Origin of the sequence: Kribbella sp. NPDC059898 (assembly GCF_042730855.1) — a bacterium.
Lineage (GTDB): Bacteria > Actinomycetota > Actinomycetes > Propionibacteriales > Kribbellaceae > Kribbella.
Genome location: NZ_JBHWKR010000005.1, coordinates 79,778 through 96,711 on the forward strand (window position 1 = coordinate 79,778; position 16,934 = coordinate 96,711).

General features: G+C 70.0%; 20 protein-coding genes. 14 read left to right on the forward strand and 6 right to left on the reverse strand.

The window, feature by feature from the left end; genetic code table 11:
• The first annotated feature begins 61 nt into the window (after positions 1–61).
• From ACFV9C_RS17410 to ACFV9C_RS17450, 9 genes are all read left to right on the forward strand, one after another.
• Positions 62–550: a SigE family RNA polymerase sigma factor gene (locus ACFV9C_RS17410; RefSeq protein ID WP_380194727.1), complete on the forward strand. Its 489-nt coding sequence runs from the start codon at positions 62–64 to the stop codon at positions 548–550.
• Positions 543–1,151 carry a hypothetical protein gene (locus ACFV9C_RS17415; protein WP_380194729.1) on the forward strand — a complete coding sequence of 203 codons (609 nt, stop codon included), beginning with the start codon at positions 543–545 and terminating at the stop codon, positions 1,149–1,151. The genes ACFV9C_RS17410 and ACFV9C_RS17415 overlap by 8 nt, the downstream gene beginning before the upstream one ends.
• A gap of 15 nt (positions 1,152–1,166) precedes the next feature.
• Positions 1,167–2,603 carry an adenylosuccinate lyase gene (gene purB / locus ACFV9C_RS17420; RefSeq protein ID WP_380194730.1) on the forward strand — a complete coding sequence of 479 codons (1,437 nt, stop codon included), beginning with the start codon at positions 1,167–1,169 and terminating at the stop codon, positions 2,601–2,603.
• A 3-nt stretch (positions 2,604–2,606) separates the two neighbouring features.
• Positions 2,607–2,963: a hypothetical protein gene (locus tag ACFV9C_RS17425; RefSeq protein ID WP_380194732.1), complete on the forward strand. Its 357-nt coding sequence runs from the start codon at positions 2,607–2,609 to the stop codon at positions 2,961–2,963.
• A 1-nt stretch (position 2,964) separates the two neighbouring features.
• The gene (locus ACFV9C_RS17430) at positions 2,965–3,357 is read left to right on the forward strand and encodes a hypothetical protein (RefSeq protein ID WP_380194734.1); all 393 of its coding nucleotides are present in this window, start codon (positions 2,965–2,967) and stop codon (positions 3,355–3,357) included.
• A 63-nt stretch (positions 3,358–3,420) separates the two neighbouring features.
• Positions 3,421–4,641 (forward strand): glycosyltransferase, encoded by a 1,221-nt coding sequence (locus ACFV9C_RS17435; RefSeq protein WP_380194736.1) that lies wholly within the window; start codon positions 3,421–3,423, stop codon positions 4,639–4,641.
• On the forward strand, positions 4,642–6,717 hold the full coding sequence (locus ACFV9C_RS17440; protein WP_380194738.1) for an ArnT family glycosyltransferase: 2,076 nt from the start codon (positions 4,642–4,644) through the stop codon (positions 6,715–6,717).
• Positions 6,718–6,719: 2 nt separating this feature from the next.
• The gene (locus ACFV9C_RS17445; RefSeq protein WP_380194740.1) at positions 6,720–7,187 is read left to right on the forward strand and encodes a hypothetical protein; all 468 of its coding nucleotides are present in this window, start codon (positions 6,720–6,722) and stop codon (positions 7,185–7,187) included.
• Positions 7,188–7,316: 129 nt separating this feature from the next.
• Positions 7,317–7,739: a hypothetical protein gene (locus ACFV9C_RS17450; RefSeq protein WP_380194742.1), complete on the forward strand. Its 423-nt coding sequence runs from the start codon at positions 7,317–7,319 to the stop codon at positions 7,737–7,739.
• On the opposite strand, the gene ACFV9C_RS17455 is transcribed toward ACFV9C_RS17450, so the two are convergent.
• A complete protein-coding gene (locus tag ACFV9C_RS17455; protein WP_380194743.1) occupies positions 7,723–8,295 on the reverse strand; it encodes a TetR/AcrR family transcriptional regulator in 573 nt (190 codons plus the stop codon). The two genes, ACFV9C_RS17450 and ACFV9C_RS17455, sit on opposite strands and share 17 nt — an antisense overlap.
• A gap of 53 nt (positions 8,296–8,348) precedes the next feature.
• On the opposite strand from ACFV9C_RS17455, the gene ACFV9C_RS17460 reads away from it, so the two are divergent.
• Positions 8,349–9,404: an FAD-dependent monooxygenase gene (locus ACFV9C_RS17460; protein WP_380194745.1), complete on the forward strand. Its 1,056-nt coding sequence runs from the start codon at positions 8,349–8,351 to the stop codon at positions 9,402–9,404.
• A 125-nt stretch (positions 9,405–9,529) separates the two neighbouring features.
• Complete coding sequence (locus ACFV9C_RS17465) at positions 9,530–10,399, forward strand: phosphoribosylaminoimidazolesuccinocarboxamide synthase (RefSeq protein WP_380194747.1); 870 nt, start codon at positions 9,530–9,532, stop codon at positions 10,397–10,399.
• On the opposite strand, the gene ACFV9C_RS17470 is transcribed toward ACFV9C_RS17465, so the two are convergent.
• From ACFV9C_RS17470 to ACFV9C_RS17490, 5 genes are all read right to left on the reverse strand, one after another.
• The gene (locus tag ACFV9C_RS17470; protein ID WP_380194749.1) at positions 10,396–10,887 is read right to left on the reverse strand and encodes a hypothetical protein; all 492 of its coding nucleotides are present in this window, start codon (positions 10,885–10,887) and stop codon (positions 10,396–10,398) included. The two genes, ACFV9C_RS17465 and ACFV9C_RS17470, sit on opposite strands and share 4 nt — an antisense overlap.
• Positions 10,888–10,897: 10 nt before the next feature.
• The gene (locus tag ACFV9C_RS17475) at positions 10,898–11,218 is read right to left on the reverse strand and encodes a CDP-alcohol phosphatidyltransferase family protein (RefSeq protein WP_380194750.1); all 321 of its coding nucleotides are present in this window, start codon (positions 11,216–11,218) and stop codon (positions 10,898–10,900) included.
• 121 nt (positions 11,219–11,339) lie between these two features.
• A complete protein-coding gene (locus ACFV9C_RS17480) occupies positions 11,340–12,665 on the reverse strand; it encodes a hypothetical protein (protein WP_380194752.1) in 1,326 nt (441 codons plus the stop codon).
• Positions 12,665–13,336 carry an ABC transporter ATP-binding protein gene (locus ACFV9C_RS17485; protein ID WP_380194754.1) on the reverse strand — a complete coding sequence of 224 codons (672 nt, stop codon included), beginning with the start codon at positions 13,334–13,336 and terminating at the stop codon, positions 12,665–12,667. Before ACFV9C_RS17485 ends, ACFV9C_RS17480 begins: the two co-directional genes overlap by 1 nt.
• Positions 13,336–13,854, reverse strand: a complete 519-nt coding sequence (locus tag ACFV9C_RS17490; RefSeq protein ID WP_380194755.1) for a PadR family transcriptional regulator — start codon at positions 13,852–13,854, stop codon at positions 13,336–13,338. Before ACFV9C_RS17490 ends, ACFV9C_RS17485 begins: the two co-directional genes overlap by 1 nt.
• A 112-nt stretch (positions 13,855–13,966) precedes the next feature.
• Between ACFV9C_RS17490 and purS the strand changes: the two genes are divergently transcribed.
• From purS to ACFV9C_RS17505, 3 genes are read left to right on the forward strand one after another with little or no spacing between them, the layout of a single operon-like run.
• Entirely contained in the window at positions 13,967–14,218 is a 252-nt protein-coding gene (gene purS / locus ACFV9C_RS17495) for a phosphoribosylformylglycinamidine synthase subunit PurS (RefSeq protein ID WP_380194757.1), read from the forward strand.
• Positions 14,215–14,883, forward strand: coding sequence for a phosphoribosylformylglycinamidine synthase subunit PurQ (purQ, locus tag ACFV9C_RS17500; RefSeq protein WP_380194759.1), 669 nt, complete (start codon positions 14,215–14,217; stop codon positions 14,881–14,883). The genes purS and purQ overlap by 4 nt, the downstream gene beginning before the upstream one ends.
• Positions 14,883–16,934 carry a hypothetical protein gene (locus ACFV9C_RS17505; protein WP_380194760.1) on the forward strand — a complete coding sequence of 684 codons (2,052 nt, stop codon included), beginning with the start codon at positions 14,883–14,885 and terminating at the stop codon, positions 16,932–16,934. Before purQ ends, ACFV9C_RS17505 begins: the two co-directional genes overlap by 1 nt.

Sequence of the window (16,934 nt, forward strand, 5' to 3'; positions counted from 1 at the left end):
TCCTGTAAACAGGGTCAGAATTCGATGGAACCGGATCAGTGGGTCGGGGGTGTAGGTGGGTATGGAGACCGAGGGGCTGCGAGAGTTCTACAGCGCCCACCAGCCGCGGCTGGTGGGTGTCGTCTCGCTGCTGACCGGATCGCGCGCCGAAGCCGAGGACATGGTGCAGGAGGCGTTCGTCCGGTTGGTGCCCCGCTGGGAGAAGGTGTCGCGGTACGACTCTCCCGAGGCCTGGGTGCGGCTGGTCGCGATGCGGCTGGCGGCGAACAGGCACCGGGACGGCAACCGGGTCAGTCAGCTGTTCCACCGGCTGCCGGCGGAGCACGTCCCGGACCATGCCGACGGATACTCGGGCGACCTCGAGCAGGCTCTCGCCGGCCTGCCGATGCCGACCCGCCAGGCCGTCGTCCTCCATTACGTCTGCGACCTGAGCGTGGCTCAGGTGGCGGACACGCTCGGGATCGCGGAAGGCACGGTCAAGTCGCGCCTTTCCCGCGCCCGGGACGCCCTGTCCGAATCTTTGCTGTTGAGGAGTGACGACCATGCCTGAGCTGCAGGAAGACCTGCAGGCGCTGGCCGACCGCCGCGCCGCCGAGTCCAACGGGGACTTCGAGTCGGTCCTGGTCGCGGCCCGGACCCGCAAGCGCCGCCGGACTGCCGGCCTGACCGTGATCGGAGCAGCCGCGGTGGTCGCGGCGGTTGCCATCATCCCTACGCTCCGCCCTGCTGCTAACAACGCCCCGGTGGCCGGCAGCCCGGTTCCGACCAACGCGGTCGCGCCGCCGAAGGCCGAGTCGCACCCGACCGCGCAGCAGCTGCCGAAGATCGTCGGCCCGCTGGCGATGCGCACCACGACGGTGCCGGCCGGTGCCCAGTTCGTGGCGGGGCTCCCCGACAAGGTGGCCCGCGGCGCAGCGTTCTCGCTGTCCTCGGTGTCGCAGCCGGACAAGTCGCTGTACACGCTGGTCGCCAAGGTCGGTTCGGCCGCGCCGTACGCGATCCCGATGACCGGTGAGCTGGGCATCGCGATGCCGTCGTACTCCGGCACCGGCCCGTTCACGCTGGCGCTGCCGAAGGGTCTGGCGGCCGGTACGTACCAGGTCTGCACGCTGTCGGGTGCTCGCCTGTGCAGTCTGGTGACCGTCAAGTAGTCGCCGTCTGGGAGAATGGGGTTCGTGACCAAACCCCGGATTCCCAACGTTCTCGCCGCACGCTACGCCAGTCTGTCGATGGCGGAGCTGTGGTCGCCGGAGCACAAGATCGTGCTCGAGCGGAAGCTCTGGGTCGCCGTACTGAAGGCCCAGAGCGCGCTCGGCGTGCCGGTTCCGGACGGCGTGGTCGAGGACTACGAGCGGGTGATCGACCAGGTGGACCTGGGGTCGATCGCCGAGCGTGAGCGGGTCACGCGGCACGACGTGAAGGCGCGGATCGAGGAGTTCAGCGCGCTCGCCGGGCACGAGCACATCCACAAGGGGATGACCAGCCGTGACCTGACCGAGAACGTGGAGCAGCTGCAGATCCGCGCCGGCCTCGAGCTGGTCCGGGACCGCGCGGTGGCCACCGTCGTCCGGCTCGGTCAGCTGGCCGCGGACCATGCCGCGCTGGTGATGACCGGGCGTTCGCACAACGTGGCCGCGCAGGCGACGACGCTGGGCAAGCGGTTCGCGTCGGCCGCGGACGAGCTGCTGGTCGCGATCGCGCGGCTCGAGGAGCTGATCGAGCGGTACCCGCTGCGCGGCATCAAGGGCCCGGTGGGTACGTCGCAGGACATGCTGGACCTGTTCGGCGGGGACGCGGAGAAGCTGGCCACGCTGGAGACGACCATCGCTCAGCACCTCGGGTTCAACAATGCGCTGACCAGCGTCGGGCAGGTGTACCCGCGGTCCCTCGACTACGAGGTGGTTTCGGCGCTGGTGCAGCTGGCCGCCGGTCCGTCGAGCCTGGCGACCACGATCCGGCTGATGGCCGGGCACGAGCTGGTCACCGAAGGGTTCAAGGAGGGCCAGGTCGGATCCTCGGCGATGCCGCACAAGATGAACACCCGGTCGTGCGAGCGGGTCAACGGCCTGACCGTCATCCTCCGCGGGTACGCGTCGATGGCCGGCGAGCTGGCCGGCAACCAGTGGAACGAGGGCGACGTCTTCTGTTCCGTCGTACGGCGGGTCGCGCTGCCGGACGCGTTCTTCGCGCTGGACGGGCTGTTCGAGACGTTCCTGACCGTGCTCGACGAGTTCGGGGTGTACCCGGCCGTCGTCGCGCGAGAGCTGGAGCGGTACCTGCCGTTCCTGACCACGACCAAGGTGCTGATGGCCGCCGTGAAGAACGGCGTCGGCCGGGAGACCGCCCACGAGGTGATCAAGGAGCACGCGGTCGCCACCGCGCTCGACCTCCGCAAGGGCCTCGCCGCGAACGACCTGTTCCACCGCCTCGGTACCGACGGCCGCCTCGGCCTCACCGAGGAGCAGATCGTCGGCATCGTCGGCGAGCCGCTGTCCTTCACCGGCGCGGCCGTCGCCCAGGTCGGCGCGGTCGTCGCGAAGATCGACGAGCTCGCCAAGCGCCACCCGGAGGCAGCCGCCTACACCCCGGGTGACATCCTCTAGTCCGTGTTCGCACCGCTGACCTGGTTCATCGTCGCGCTGTCGCTGGCAGCGATGGTGTACGCCGTCGTGCTGGCCGCGCGGAACAAGCGGATCGACTGGCCAGTGCTCGGCGCGATCGGGGTCGTCGAGGTCGGGCTGCTCGCGCAACTGGTCGTCGGGATCGTGCAGTTCAGCGGTACCGACCGGCACGTGTCCGGGCCGTTCTTCATCGGGTACCTGATCGGCTCGCTGATCATCCTGCCGATCGGGGCGTTCTGGGCGCTGGCCGAGAGCAGCCGGTGGGGTGCCGGCGCGCTCGCGATCGCCTGCTTGGTGATCCCGATCCTCGAGCTCCGGTTGCACGACGTGTGGACGGCCTGAGTTGAGCGATCCGGCAGCCACCAAGCACGGTCCCGGGCGGATTCTGATCGCGGTGTACGGCGTGTTCGCGCTGGCGGCGACCGCGCGGGCCGGCGTACAGATCGCGACCAAGTTCCACGAGGCGCCGATCGCCTATCTGTTGTCGGCGGTTGCCGCGGTCGTCTACATCGCGGCGACGTTCGCGCTGGCGAAGGCGACGGCGGTGTCCCGCAAGGTGGCCACCGTCGCGATCGGGGTCGAGCTGGTCGGCGTGATCGGCATCGGCGCGTTCAGCTACGCCGTACCGGGCGACTTCCCGGACGCCACCGTGTGGTCGCACTTCGGCCAGGGGTACGGGTTCGTCCCGCTGGTGCTGCCTGTGCTCGGCCTGCTCTGGCTTCGTCGCACCCGGTAACTGCCAGGGAACTGCCAGCCACACACAGGGGCTGACTCAGGTTCACCGGACAGCATCGGTGGCATGGAGATTCCAGGTCAGCCTCGGGTCGAGATCGTCGTACCCGTCAAGAACGAGGAGAACGACCTCGGACCGAACATCAGGCGGCTCCGTGAGTTCCTCGACACCGCCTTCCCGTTTCCGGCCGAGGTCTGCATCGCGGACAACGGAAGTACGGACGCGACATATGAGATCGGCATGCTGCTCGCGAGTGAGCTGCCCGGGGTCCGGATCGTCCGGCTCGAGCAGTCCGGCCGCGGCCGCGCGCTGAAGCAGGTCTGGTCCGCGAGCTCCGCCGAGGTGCTCGCGTACATGGACGTCGATCTGTCCACGAACCTGAACGCCCTGCTGCCGCTCGTCGCGCCGCTGCTCGCCGGGCACAGTGACGTTGCCATCGGCACCCGGTTGGCGAAGAGCTCCCGGGTGGTCCGGCGGCCGAAGCGGGAGTTCATCTCGCGCTCGTACAACCTGTTGCTGCGGGCAACGCTCAGTGCGCACTTCTCGGACGCGCAGTGCGGGTTCAAGGCGATCCGCGCGGACGTCGCGCGGGAGCTGCTGCCGCTGGTCGAGGACACCAACTGGTTCTTCGACACCGAGCTGCTGGTGCTGGCCGAGAAGGCCGGGCTGCGGATCCACGAGGTGCCGGTGGACTGGATCGACGACCTGGACTCCCGGGTCGCGATCGCGAAGACGGTGGGCGAGGACCTGCGGGGGATCGCCCGGCTGATGCGCAGTCGCGTCGACCTGGAGCCGGTCCGGCAGAAGTACGGACGGCCCCGGATGCTCGATCCACGGACCGCGTTCGCGGCGCGGGTACTGCGCTTCTGCGCGATCGGCGTGCTGAGTACGGCGGCGTACGCGCTGATCTACCTGATCCTGCGGCAGGGCATGCCGGCGCAGGTGGCGAACCTGCTGGCGCTGCTGATCACCGCGATCGGCAACACCACGCTGAACCGGCGGTTCACGTTCGGTGTCACCGGCGTGGAGGGCCGCTGGCGGCATCAGCTGCGCGGCCTGGTCGCGTTCGGCATCGGCTGGAGCCTGACCGCCGCGTCGCTCTGGCTGCTGCACACCGCGGTCACCACGCCGCACCAAGCGGTGGAGGTCACCGTGCTGACCCTCGCCAACCTGGCCGCGACGGTGGTCCGGTTCAGCCTCTTCCAGACGTGGGTGTTCGACGACGACGCGCCTACTTTGCCCGCCTTCGAACCCCCAGCGGTTCTCGATCAAACCCGGAGCAACTGAATGACGACCGTCTCCGATCCCGTCGAGGCAACCAGGCCTCGCGCGATCACGACGCAGTACACCCTCAGCAGGGACAAGATCCTGTACGGCGGCCTCCTGGCGCTGACCGCGATCGCGTACCTGTGGGGCTTGTCCAAGAACGGGTACGCCAACGAGTACTACGCAGCCGCGGTCCAGGCCGGGTCGAAGAGCTGGAAGGCCTGGTTCTTCGGGTCGTTCGACTCGTCGAGCTTCATCACCGTCGACAAGACCCCTGCCTCGCTGTGGGTGATGGGGCTGTCCGGGCGGATCTTCGGCTTCAACAGCTGGAGCATGCTCGTACCCGAGGCGCTGATGGGCGTCGCGAGCGTCGGCTTCGTGTACGTGTCCCTACGCCGCTGGTTCTCCGCGAACGCCGGCCTGCTCGCCGGGGCGATCCTCGCGCTGACGCCGGTCGCCGTACTGATGTTCCGGTTCAACAACCCGGACGCGCTGCTGATCCTGCTGCTCTGCGCCGGTGCGTGGGCGGTGACGCGGGCGATCGACTCGACCAAGTACGCCGCGCGCTGGATGATTCTGGCCGGTGCGCTGGTCGGCTTCGGGTTCCTGACCAAGATGCTGCAGGCGTTCCTGATCCTGCCCGCGTTCGGTATCGCGTACCTGGTGGCCGGCAAGCCCAAGCTGGGCAAGCGGCTGTTGCACCTGCTGCTCGCGACCGTCTCGCTGGTCGTGAGCGCCGGCTGGTGGGTCGCGATCGTCGAAGTGCTGCCGGCGTCCGCGCGGCCGTACATCGGCGGCTCGTCGGACAACAGCATCCTCGAGCTGACGCTCGGGTACAACGGTCTCGGCCGGTTGAGCGGCAACGAGACCGGCTCGGTCGGCGGCGGCGTCGGCAACCCCGGCTGGGGTGGTGCCACCGGTCTGCAGCGGCTGTTCGACGGTGAGTTCGGGTCGCAGATCTCCTGGCTGATGCCGGCCGCGCTGCTGTCCACCGTCGTACTGGTCGTGGCCGCGGGCAAGGCGCCGCGCACGAACCGGACGCGCGCGTTCGCGTTGCTGTGGGGCGGCTGGCTGGTCGTGACCGGGCTGGTCTTCAGCTACATGCAGGGCATCATCCACCCGTACTACATGATCGCGCTGGCGCCCGCCTTCGCGGCCGTGATCGGCGGGGCGATGTCGGTCCTCTGGCGGCGCCGCGCCGCGTGGTTGCCGCGGGCAACTCTCGCGGGCGGTGCGCTGCTGACGGCCGGGTGGAGCTTCCACCTGCTGAACGCCACGCCGACCTGGCAGCCGTGGCTGCGCTGGGTGGTGCTGATCACCGGCGTACTCGCGGCCGGTCTGGTGATGCTGCTGCCGGAGCTGAAGCTGCACCGGACGGCGGCCCGGCGGGCCGGTCTGGCCGCGGCCGCGGTGCTGACGATCAGCGCGCTGGCCGGGCCGACGGCGTACTCGATCGACACGATCAGCTCGGCGCACTCCGGCGCGATTCCGACCGCCAGGCCGGCCGGGTTCGGCGGCATGGGCGGCGGCCGCGGTGGCGGCTTCCCGGGCGGGCGGATGGGTACGCCGCCCGGCCAGGGCACCGGCACGACGCAACCTGGCACGGGTACGACGCAGCCTGGAACGGGTACGACGCAGCCTGGAACGGGTACGACGCAGCCTGGAACGGGTACGACGCAGCGTGGTGGCGGGATGGGCGGCGGCGGGATGGGCGGGTTCCTCGGCGGTGGTGGGACCAGCGGGGTCTCGAGTGAGTTGGTGACGCTGCTGCAGCAAGGGTCGAAGGGGTACACCTGGACGGCCGCCGCGGTGACCGCGATGGGTGCCGCACCGATGCAGATCGCTTCCGGCGAACCGATCATGGCGATCGGCGGCTTCAACGGCACCGACCCGGCGCCGACGCTGGACCAGTTCAAGCAGCTGGTTGCCCAGGGCAAGATCCACTACTTCATCGGCGGCGGTGGGGGCGGGTTCGGCGGGCGCGGCGGCGGGGACTCGACCACGAGCGACATCTCCACCTGGGTCAGCCAGAACTTCACGTCGCAGACCGTCGGCGGCACCACCGTCTACGACCTTTCCACCGGAACAGGAGCATGAAGATGACGCAGTCCCCGGAAGCGCAGTTCCAGGCCGCGCGGGCAACGCGTCCGGCAGTTGGTGAGCCGGGCCCGGCGCAGCATGAGGCCGGAGCAGGTCAGCAGCAGCCGGGCGGCGTGGTCCAGCCGGGAGTGGCGCAGGAGGCTGGGCGGAAGCGGCCGAGCAACCTGATGCTGGCTGGGGCCGGGTCGATTCTCGCGGTGCTGGCGTTCCTGGGTGGGATGGCGGTGGGGCATTCGTGGGACGGGAGCAGTAATCAGCAGGGCCAGTTCGGTGGGGCCGGTGGTGGTTTCCCGGGGAACCGCCAGGGCAACGGGACCGGCCAGGGCTTCGGGCAAGGCAACGGCACCGGGCAAGGCAACGGCACCGGGCAAGGCAACGGGACCGGGCAGGGGAACGGGACTGGGCAGGGGACCTTGCCTGGTAACGGGAACCAGCAGGGGACCCAGGGACAGACCCGGACCAGCTGACGGCAGTTGGTTCCGGACAGGCAGCCCGGCGGGTGTGAGCGGACAACTCGGCCCGCCGGGCGTCGTTCTGGACAGGTGTCAAGAGCGCAGAGGGTTCACGGGACGGCCGGGTGGGGTAAGGATCGGGTCGTGGAATGGTCGAACGTCACCTGGTTCCTGACCGCGCTCGGGGCGGTCGTCGTACTGATCACGCGCGTCCGGCTCGGCGGGACTGTTGTCGACGGCACCGGTCACGGCGCGGGCCGGCACGGGTATTCGGCCATCCTGCTGCGGCTGCACACGATCGTCGGCGTCGTCACGCTGATCGGCTGGGTAGTTGCCCTGGCCATCGGTCGGCGGGAGATCGCGCTGGTGATGCTGGCCGGCTGGTGGGCACTGACCGTTGTCGGACTGTTGCTGCTGACGCGATGGCTGCCGAGCGGTGGCAAGCACTCGGAGGACACACAGAGTGATTCCTGGGGCTCGGGCGCGGGACTGTCCGTGCTCGGCCACGTCGGCATGCTGCTCGGCGTCTGCTATTTCACCTTCGTGGCGGTCACCGACCGTCTCTGAGGCCACCGATCAGCGCGGTGACGGAGCGTCGTACGCCGGCCTCGAACGCTGCTGGTGACAGCGTCGACCCGGCTCCCGCGACCCGGTCGTACAGCAACCCGTCCATCATCGCCGCCGCCGGCCATGCCGCCGCCTCCGGATCGGGTACGCCGATCCCGTCGAGCAACTGTGCCAGCATCGCCCGCAACTGCCGCCCGCCCTCGTCGATCGTGGCCCGGAGCTCGGGCTGACGGCTCGCCTCGAGCGACAACTCGTACCGCGCGATCAGATCGTCCGGTCGCTGCCGCGCGAGTCCGGCGACCATCGCGACCATCAACTCGATCGGGTCCGCCCCGGGCGGCGGCATCCCGGTGACGTCCCGCGCGAGCATCCGCCGTACGCAGGCCGTCAGCAGCGCATTCCGGGTCCGCAGGTAGTACGACGTGGACCCCGGCGGCAGGCCCGCCTCGGTGTCGACCGCACGGTGCGTGAGCCCGCGCAGCCCGCGGGTGGCGACCAGGTGGATCGCGGCGTCGGCGATCGCGTCCTGCCGGTCCGCCCCCCGTGGCACTGTCACGCCGGACAGTCTCGCACTTCCCAGTCAGACTCTACAGATGTAGAGTCGAGGACATGAGGACGGCGATCGTGGTCGGAGCGGGTATCGGCGGGGTGACGGCAGCTGTCGCGCTGCAACGGTGCGGCTGGCAGGTCACCGTGCTGGAGCGGGCCGCGGAGCTGGGCGAGGTCGGGGCCGGGATCTCGGTCTGGCCGTCGGCGGTCGCCGTGCTCGAGGAGCTCGGGGTCAAGGGCGTCGAGAAGTCGTCCGTGCAGTCCCAGCCCGCCGGGATGCGCAGGCCCGACGGCCGGTGGGTGGTCAGTGCGCCGCAGCTGGGGATGGAGCTTCCGGTGATGATCCACCGCGCGCAGCTGCACGACCTGATCACGGCCGAGTTCGGCCCGGCGGTCACGGTCCGGACCGGGTACGACGTACGCACGGTCGCCCAGGACGCGGACGGCGTCACGGTGAACGACGACCTGCGCGCGGACCTCCTGGTCGCCGCGGACGGGATCCGTAGCGTGGTGCGCGGGGCGCTGTATCCGCGGTACGCCGGACCGCGGTACTCCGGGTTCACGGCGTACCGGGGGATCGCGGACGTCGAGCTGGACGACGGCGGCGGGGAGACCTGGGGCCGTGGGCAACTGTTCGGGTTCGCGCGGCTGATCGACGGGCGGTTCTACTGGTACGGGACCGCGAACCAGCCGGCCGGGACGACGAGCGAGCCGACGGTGTTCGAGAGCTGGCACGACCCGATCCCGCGGCTGATCGCGGGCAGCGAGAAGATCCTGCAGAACGACATCTGCGACCTGACCCTGCCGCTGGTGCCGTTCGCGCACGGCCGGGTGGTGCTGCTCGGCGACGCGGCGCACGCGATGACGCCGAACCTGGGCCGCGGCGCCTGCTCCGCGATCGAGGACGCCGGCGCCCTGGGCCGGCACCTCCGCGAGGGTGACCTGCGGACGGCGCTGACCGCGTACGACGCCGAACGCCGCCCTGCCACCACCAAGCTGGTGAAGCGCTCCCGCGCCCTCGGCCGCTTCGCCCAGACCGAGAACCCGGTCATCTGCATCGTCCGCGAGGGCCTATTCACCCTCGGCGGCAAACTGCTCGCGCTGCGGCAGCGCTAGGGAGCGGACCTTCACCACGTGCCAACCCGCCGCGACGGCGGGCGGGCACGCTCGGCCGCGGCCCCGGGCGGTGGTTGTGAGTGCTGCGCGTCCGCAGCTGCGCGCGAGGTGGAAGAATCGCCCGCGTGACGACTCTTCCGCAGGCCCCTGAGATTCCTGGTGCGAAGCACATCCACTCCGGCAAGGTCCGGGATCTGTACGCGTTGGAGTCCGGCGACCTGCTGATGGTCGCGAGCGACCGGATGAGTGCGTTCGACTGGATCCTGGAGACGCCGATCCCGGACAAGGGCAAGGTGCTCACCGCGATGAGCCTGTGGTGGTTCGAGCAGCTCGACGTACCGAACCACATCGTCTCCACCGACGTACCGGCGGAGGTCGCCGGGCGGGCCGTGGTGTGCGAGAAGCTCGCGATGTTCCCGGTCGAGTGCGTGGCCCGCGGGTACCTGAGCGGCTCCGGTCTGCTGGACTACACCGCGACCGGCGCGGTCTGCGGGATCCCGCTGCCGAGCGGACTGGTCGAGGGCTCCCGGCTGGAGACCCCGATCTTCACCCCGGCCACCAAGGCCGAGCTGGGCGAGCACGACGAGAACGTCTCGTACGACGCCGTGGTGGAAACCGTCGGCGCCGGCACCGCGGAGGCGCTGCGCCGGACGACCCTCGACGTCTACACCAGGGCCCGGGCGATGGCCGAGGAGCGCGGGATCATCCTGGCGGACACGAAGTTCGAGTTCGGCGCCCGCGCGGACGGCACGATCGTGCTGGCCGACGAGGTGCTGACGCCGGACTCGAGCCGGTTCTGGCCGGCCGCCGAGTGGGCGCCGGGGAAGCAGCAGCCGTCGTACGACAAGCAGATCGTGCGGGACTGGCTGCAGTTCGAGTCCGGCTGGGACCGGACGTCCGGCGAGGCCCCGCCGCCGCTGTCCGACGAGGTCGTCGAGCGGACCCGGTCGGCGTACATCGGCGCCTACGAGCAGCTCACCGGGCGCAAGTTCTAGAACATACTCACGCCGAGCGCGAGCAGGACGAAACGCGCGCTGCGGCCGACCAGTACGGAGGCGGCGAAGAACACTGTCCGCATCCGGGAGGCGCCGCCGATCAGCGCCACGCCGTACAGCGGGGGGACGCTGACGAAGGCGCTCAGCAGCGTGACCGGGACCCCCCAGCGGCTGTCGCTCATTGCGTCCAGCAACCGCTTGCTGAGATCCCGGTTCCGCTGCACGAAACGGCCCCAGCGGGTGTCCAGGTTGACCGGCTTCGGCTCCTTCCTGGTCTTCCGGGCGGCGTAACCGGGCCGGTACCGGACGGCCAGGAACATCGCGACCTTGCCGATCGTCTGGCCGATCGCCACGCCGATCGCGGCGGTCACCGGGTTCAGGGCGTGGGTGGCGCCGAGCGCGACGATGTACGTCTCCGCGTCCATGAACAGTACGACGGCGGACCCGATGCCGAAGCCCACAGCCAATGCCAGTTGCCAGACCCACATACCTCCGAGGCTAAGCGCCAATCCCATCGATGGCACGGAACCTAGGCCCACATCGGGGAGGGGCCAGGGTTACTACCCATCGTGACCCCCGGCGGGTCCGGCGGTCCGGCGGCCGCAGAGGATCATGATCAGCCGGCTTCCGGCGCCGGGCCACCCAGCCGTCGAGGCTGTCGCCGAACCAGTACGAGAAGTACCCGACCACCAGCCAGGTCAGGTCGCCGGTCCGGAACGCGTACGTCGCGACCGCCATCGCGACCACGGTCCGGATCAGCGTGATCCGGTTCGGTACGCCGAGCAGCAATGCCGGTTGGGCAGAAACTTCGATGGTCATGGGGCCTCCCGGTCTGGACTGAGGAGCGGAGGGAGCGAAGCGACCGGAGCGACGAGGGAAGACCGGGAGTCACAGCCCCAGGACCACGCCGGCGCCGGAGGCCCGGCCGAAAGTAGAGTCATCAGGCCGCCCTCAGGTTCTCGGGATCGAGTGCGTCCCGGAGTTGGTTGCGAAGCAGGAAACCGGCGACCGTGCCGCCGAGTTGGCCGAACAGCCAGCCGCCGGCGGCCAGCACCGCCGCGAGGATCACAGCGACCGGGTCGAACGCCGCGACGGCCCCGCCGGCAACCCGCTCGATGCCGATCAGCGTGCCGACCAGTAGGCCGGCCGCGAGCGCCGGTGCCGCGACCGCGGTCAGTTGGCGGCGGACGACCACGCGGAGGAACGGCAGGTCGACACCCAGCGCGGTCAGGCTGGCGAACTGCCGCCGCTGGTCGACGAGTTGGTCCGCGACGCCGACGAACAGCGCGGCCATGGCAGTGAGTACGACGATCAGCAGCCCGACGATCGCGAGCCCGAACCCGGTGGCGTAGAACGTTCCGCTGCCCGCCATCTGGTACGGGTCGACGATCACGCTCTCGATCCCGCTGGCCATGGTGCCGATCAGGAAGCCGCAGCAGCCGAGCAGCACGCTCATCCGCGAGGAGGGCCGTCCGTCCGCGAGCAGCCGGACGCCGGCCAGCAGGTCGGCCGGGTCACCCGAGCGCCGCATCCGCCGTCCGAGCCAGCCGATCCAGAGCGTCGACGAGCCGAGGAACAACAACGCCGTACCGGCCAGCACGACCGTGGTAGCGACGTACCCCAGGTACGGCGCCGCGATCAGGCCCAGCAGGAGCAGCACAGGGCCGGCGATGAGGCCCGTACGACGTCGGGCGACGGGCTGCGGCTCGTACGTCGACCCGTCGCGGTGCAGCAGGCTGCCGATGACAGCACCGGCCGCTGTGGTCAGAACGATGACCGGGAGCCACAGGACCGCGTCCAGCACCTCAGCGCCCGGTAGGACTCGAGCCATCCGCGGTAGGGCGCCAAAGACCAGGCTGAGCAGCAGGTACGTCGGTCCCGCGAGCAGGCCGCCCGCCAGACCGGCCACGGTCGCGTCTGCCACGGTGAGCTGCCGTAGCTGCTTCCTGGATGCTCCCGCGAGCCTGAGCGCGGTCAGCCGCCGTTCGCGGGCCGCAGTACCCAGCCGCAATGCCTGCACTGCCAGGCCACCGATCAGGACGGCCAGGATGACAAGGATCGCTATCAGGCCGGACCGGAGTCCTGGCTCGGCGATGTAGTTGCTGTAGACCTCTTCGTTCAGCGGGTTCTTGCCCAGGCGGGTGATGCGCAGTGCCCCAAGCAGGACGGCCCCGCTGAGTGCCAGGGCCGCCGTGGCGAGCTGGACCCGCCCGCGGTCGGCAGGAGTCCGTGAACGTGCCAGCTGGACCAGTGTCTCGAGCGTCATCAGAGCTGAACCTCGTGCTGGATCAGACCGTCCCGCAGCCTGATCTCACGGTCGGCCGACGCAGCCACGAGGTTGTCGTGCGTCACCATCAGCAACGCCGCCCCGCGGTACCGGGCAGCCTGCAGCAGTACGTCGAGGAGCTCCTGACCGGCCCGGCTGTCCAAGCTGCCCGTCGGCTCGTCTGCGAGTACTACGGAGGGCCCCGTGATCAGTGCGCGCGCTACTGCAGCCCGCTGGGTCTGTCCGCCGGACAGCTCGGCAGGTACGGCGTCAGCGTCGTCCGCGATGCCGACCTGCTCCAGCCAGTTCATCGCGGACACATGAGCTTCACCACGTTCATGTCCCCCCAGTAACAGTGGCAGCGCCACGTTGTCGACGAGCGGCAGATCCGGCACGAGCTGTCCGAACTGCAGCACTATGCCGATCTTCGTACGCCGAAGGGCCGCACGGTCCGTTTCCGGCAGCTCGGCCAGGTCCTGCCCGTCCACCTGGACGGCGCCGACGTCCGGCGTCAGGATGCCTGCCGCGCAGTGCAGGAGCGTCGACTTGCCGCAACCGCTGGCACCGGTCACCGCCACGACCTCACCCGGCGCGAGCTGCAGGCTGACGCCGCGGAGGGCGCTGTTGCGACGGTACGAGTACTCGACCTTCTCCAGTTCCAAAGCGTTCATCAGCGAGTCCCCCTCTGCTCGGCGATGCGGTCCAGCGCGCTGTCCAGCCAGCGCAGGTCGGCGTCCAGGTGGGCCACGGTGTACTCGCGGACCAGCGGTGAGGTCGGGTCGTCGTCGGCCGGGGTCTCGCGCAGCTCCCGGATCCGGCGCAGGTGGCTGGCGCGCTGACGGGCCAGGAACCCGGCCGCGTCGCCCCCGGTACGGATCGCGGCCACGAGCTTGCGCAGTACCTCGTCCGCGCTGCCCCAGGCCGGCGGGACCGGGTCGTTCAGCCAGTCCGTGAGATGGTCGCGGCCCTTCGCGGTGAGCGCGTAGACGGTCCGGTCCGGTCCGCCGCCGGAGGTCTTGTCGACGATCTCGACCAGTCCGTCCCGCTCCAGCCGGCCGAGCGTCGTGTACACCTGCCCGAACGCCAGCGGGCGGCTGTCCGGGAACCAGGCGTCGTGCCCGCGCTTCACGTCGTACCCGTGGGCCGGCCCCCCGGACAGCAGCCCGAGAACGAGCTCGGCTGTGGCCATGCTGAGAACTATACATTGCGTGTATGTACTGAGTGAGTAGTCCGGATGCGGGAGTTCCGCGCCGCGGTCGGTAGGATTCAGGCGTCACCCCGCAACGAACCTGGAGTAGTCAGTGGCTCGCGTTGTCGTCGACGTCATGCTCAAGCCCGAGATCCTCGACCCGCAGGGCAAGGCGGTGCACGGCGCGTTCGGCCGGCTCGGCTTCTCTCGTGTGGCCGATGTGCGGCAGGGAAAGCGCTTCGAGATCACCCTGGACGGTGAGGCGACCGAGGAGGCCATTGCGGAGATCCGGAAGGCCGCGGACACCCTGCTGGCCAACCCGGTGATCGAGGACTACGTGCTGCACGTGGAGAAGGACCAGTGAAGATCGGGGTCGTCACCTTCCCCGGTTCGCTGGACGACGCCGACGCCCGGCGGGCGGCCGCGGTGGCCGGGGCCGAGGCGGTCGCGCTCTGGCACGGCGACGCGGATCTGCACGGCGTGGACGCGGTCGTGCTGCCCGGCGGGTTCTCGTACGGCGACTACCTGCGCGCCGGTGCCATCTCCCGGTTCGCGCCGGTGATGGAGACCGTCATCAAGAAGGCCGGCGAGGGCATGCCGGTGCTGGGGATCTGCAACGGCTTCCAGGTGCTGTGCGAGTCGCACCTGCTGCCCGGTGCGCTGATCAAGAACCACCACCGCAAGTTCATCTGCAAGGACCAGCCGCTGCGGATCGAGAACAACCGCACCGCGTGGACCAGCGACTACGACGCGAACCACGAGATCACGATCGTGCTGAAGAACCAGGACGGTTCGTACGTCGCGGACGAGGCGACGCTGGACCGGCTGGAGGGCGAGGGGCGCGTGGTGGCGCGGTACCTCGGCAACCCGAACGGCTCGTACCGCGACATCGCGGGCATCACCAACGAGCGCGGCAACGTGGTCGGCCTGATGCCGCACCCGGAGCACGCCGTCGAGACACTCACCGGCCCCACCACGGACGGCCTGGGCTTCTTCACCTCGGTGCTGAAGGCCGTCGTCGCCGGCTGATGGGCTGGTCGGGGGCGCGCCGGGTGCTCCTCTGCGTCGCGGCGCTCGCCGCAGCCATCGGCGGCACCAGCACGGCGGACGCGGCACCTTCGGGTCTGTTCGCGAAGGTCGTGGTGGTCGGGGTTCCCGGGCTGACCTGGAGTGACGTGCAGGCGTCGCCGGAGCTGACCGCGCTGGTCGACCAGGCGCACGTGGGGTCGATCTCGGTGAAGACCGCCGGCCCGCACACCTGCCCGATCGACGGCTGGCTGACGATCAGCGCCGGTACGCGGGCCTGGGGGAACATTCCGGACCAGCCGTGCGGTGAGCTGCCCGCGGTGACCAACGGCACGGTGGACAACTGGCAGACGTACGTCGACCGCCAGGCCGAGCACCACACCGGCGCCCCGATCGGCCGCCTCGGCCAGACCGGCTACCCGATCTGCGGCTTCGGCCCGGGCGCCGCGATCGCGCTCGCGAAGACCGACGGCTCGGTCGCCAACTGGCAGCCCACGTTCGACCCGTCCCGGCTGGCGAAGCCGGACTGCGGTGACGCGATCGTCGACGCGGGCGCGATGCCGCTGCGCGAAGGCCGCGCCGAAGCCCGCAAGAAGGTCGCGGACCTCGTCGCGCAGGCACGCGCCGCCGGCGGCTGGGTCCTGCTGGCCGGCGTCAGCCAGGAAGACCTGAACGCACACAAACAGACCCTGGTCGCGCTGCAACTCCCGCCGGACAACGGCCCGCGCTGGCTCACAAGCGACAGCACCCGGCGTCCCGGCCTGATCCAGCTCACCGACATCACCGCGACCATCCTGAAAGGCCGCACTCCCGCCACCGTGGACCCGGCAGGCGAGGAGACCGCAAGCCCGCTGGACGGCAGCGAGATCCACTTCACCGGCAAGCTCCATACCGACGCGTCCGCCGTGATCGCGGACCGTCTGGGCGCCAACCAGCGGTACGAACAGCCCCGCCCGGTGCTGTTCTACGTAGCCCTGACGATCGTCGGCGCCGAAGTACTCGCCCTGATCTGGTTCCTGGTACGCCGCTCGCCCGCGTCCCGCCGTGCCGCCGTCTTCACGCTCCTCGTCCAGGGCGGCTTCTACATCGCGGTCTTCCTGGCACAGGCCACCGTCTGGTGGCGCTGGCCCGCCCCTGGTTTCTCGCTGTACGCCGTGACGATCGGTATCAGTGTCCTGTCCGCGGCCCTGGCCCAGCTCTTCTTGAAGAAGTACGCGTACTTCGGCCTCGCGCTCGCGGCGTACCTGCTGCTGCTCGTTGACGGCGTACTGGGGACGCCCATGCAGCTCGGCAGCATGTACGCGGACGGCCCTGTGATCGGCGGGCGGTTCTACGGCTTCGGCAACTCGACGTTCGCGGCGTTGGGTGTCGGGGCGCTCGTCACGGCCGGGTGGGCCGCGCACAGGCTGCTCGGCAAGAGCAAGGCGCAGGCCGCGGTCTCCGTCCTGGTCATCGGCGGTGCGGCGATCATCGTTGACGGCACACCGGGCTGGGGCACCGACTTCGGCGGCATCCTGGCGCTCACGCCGGCTGTGCTGCTGATGGCCTGGCTGACGTGGCGCGGGAGCCTCTCGCTGCGTGCACTGATCAGCGTCGGCGTGCTCGGCGTACTGGCTGTCACGGCTGTCGCGTTCCTGGACTACCTGCGGCCGGCGGCGGAGCGCACGCACTTCGGGACGTTCTTCGCCCGGGTGCTCCAAGGGGACGTAGACGACGTGTTCGTCCGCAAGCTGCAGATGGCCGTGATGTTCTTCCACGGCCCGACCGGCTGGACGATGCTGATCGCGGTGCTGCTGTGCGTGTTCGCCACGGTGTTCCCGGACCGGGTTCCGTCGCAGGCGTACCGCGACTTCTACCGGAGCAGCCCGATGGTCCGGCCGACGCTGCTCGCACTGTCCGTGTGCGGCATCGTCGGCATGCTGCTGAACGACGCGGGCGTCGCCCTGCCCGCGATCATGGCCGGGTTCGCCGTACCGATCCTGGTGGCCCACCTCCTGGCTTCCCACCAGCCAGCTACCGTTTTACCTGAGTCCCACCTAGTGCAGGAGTCCTGA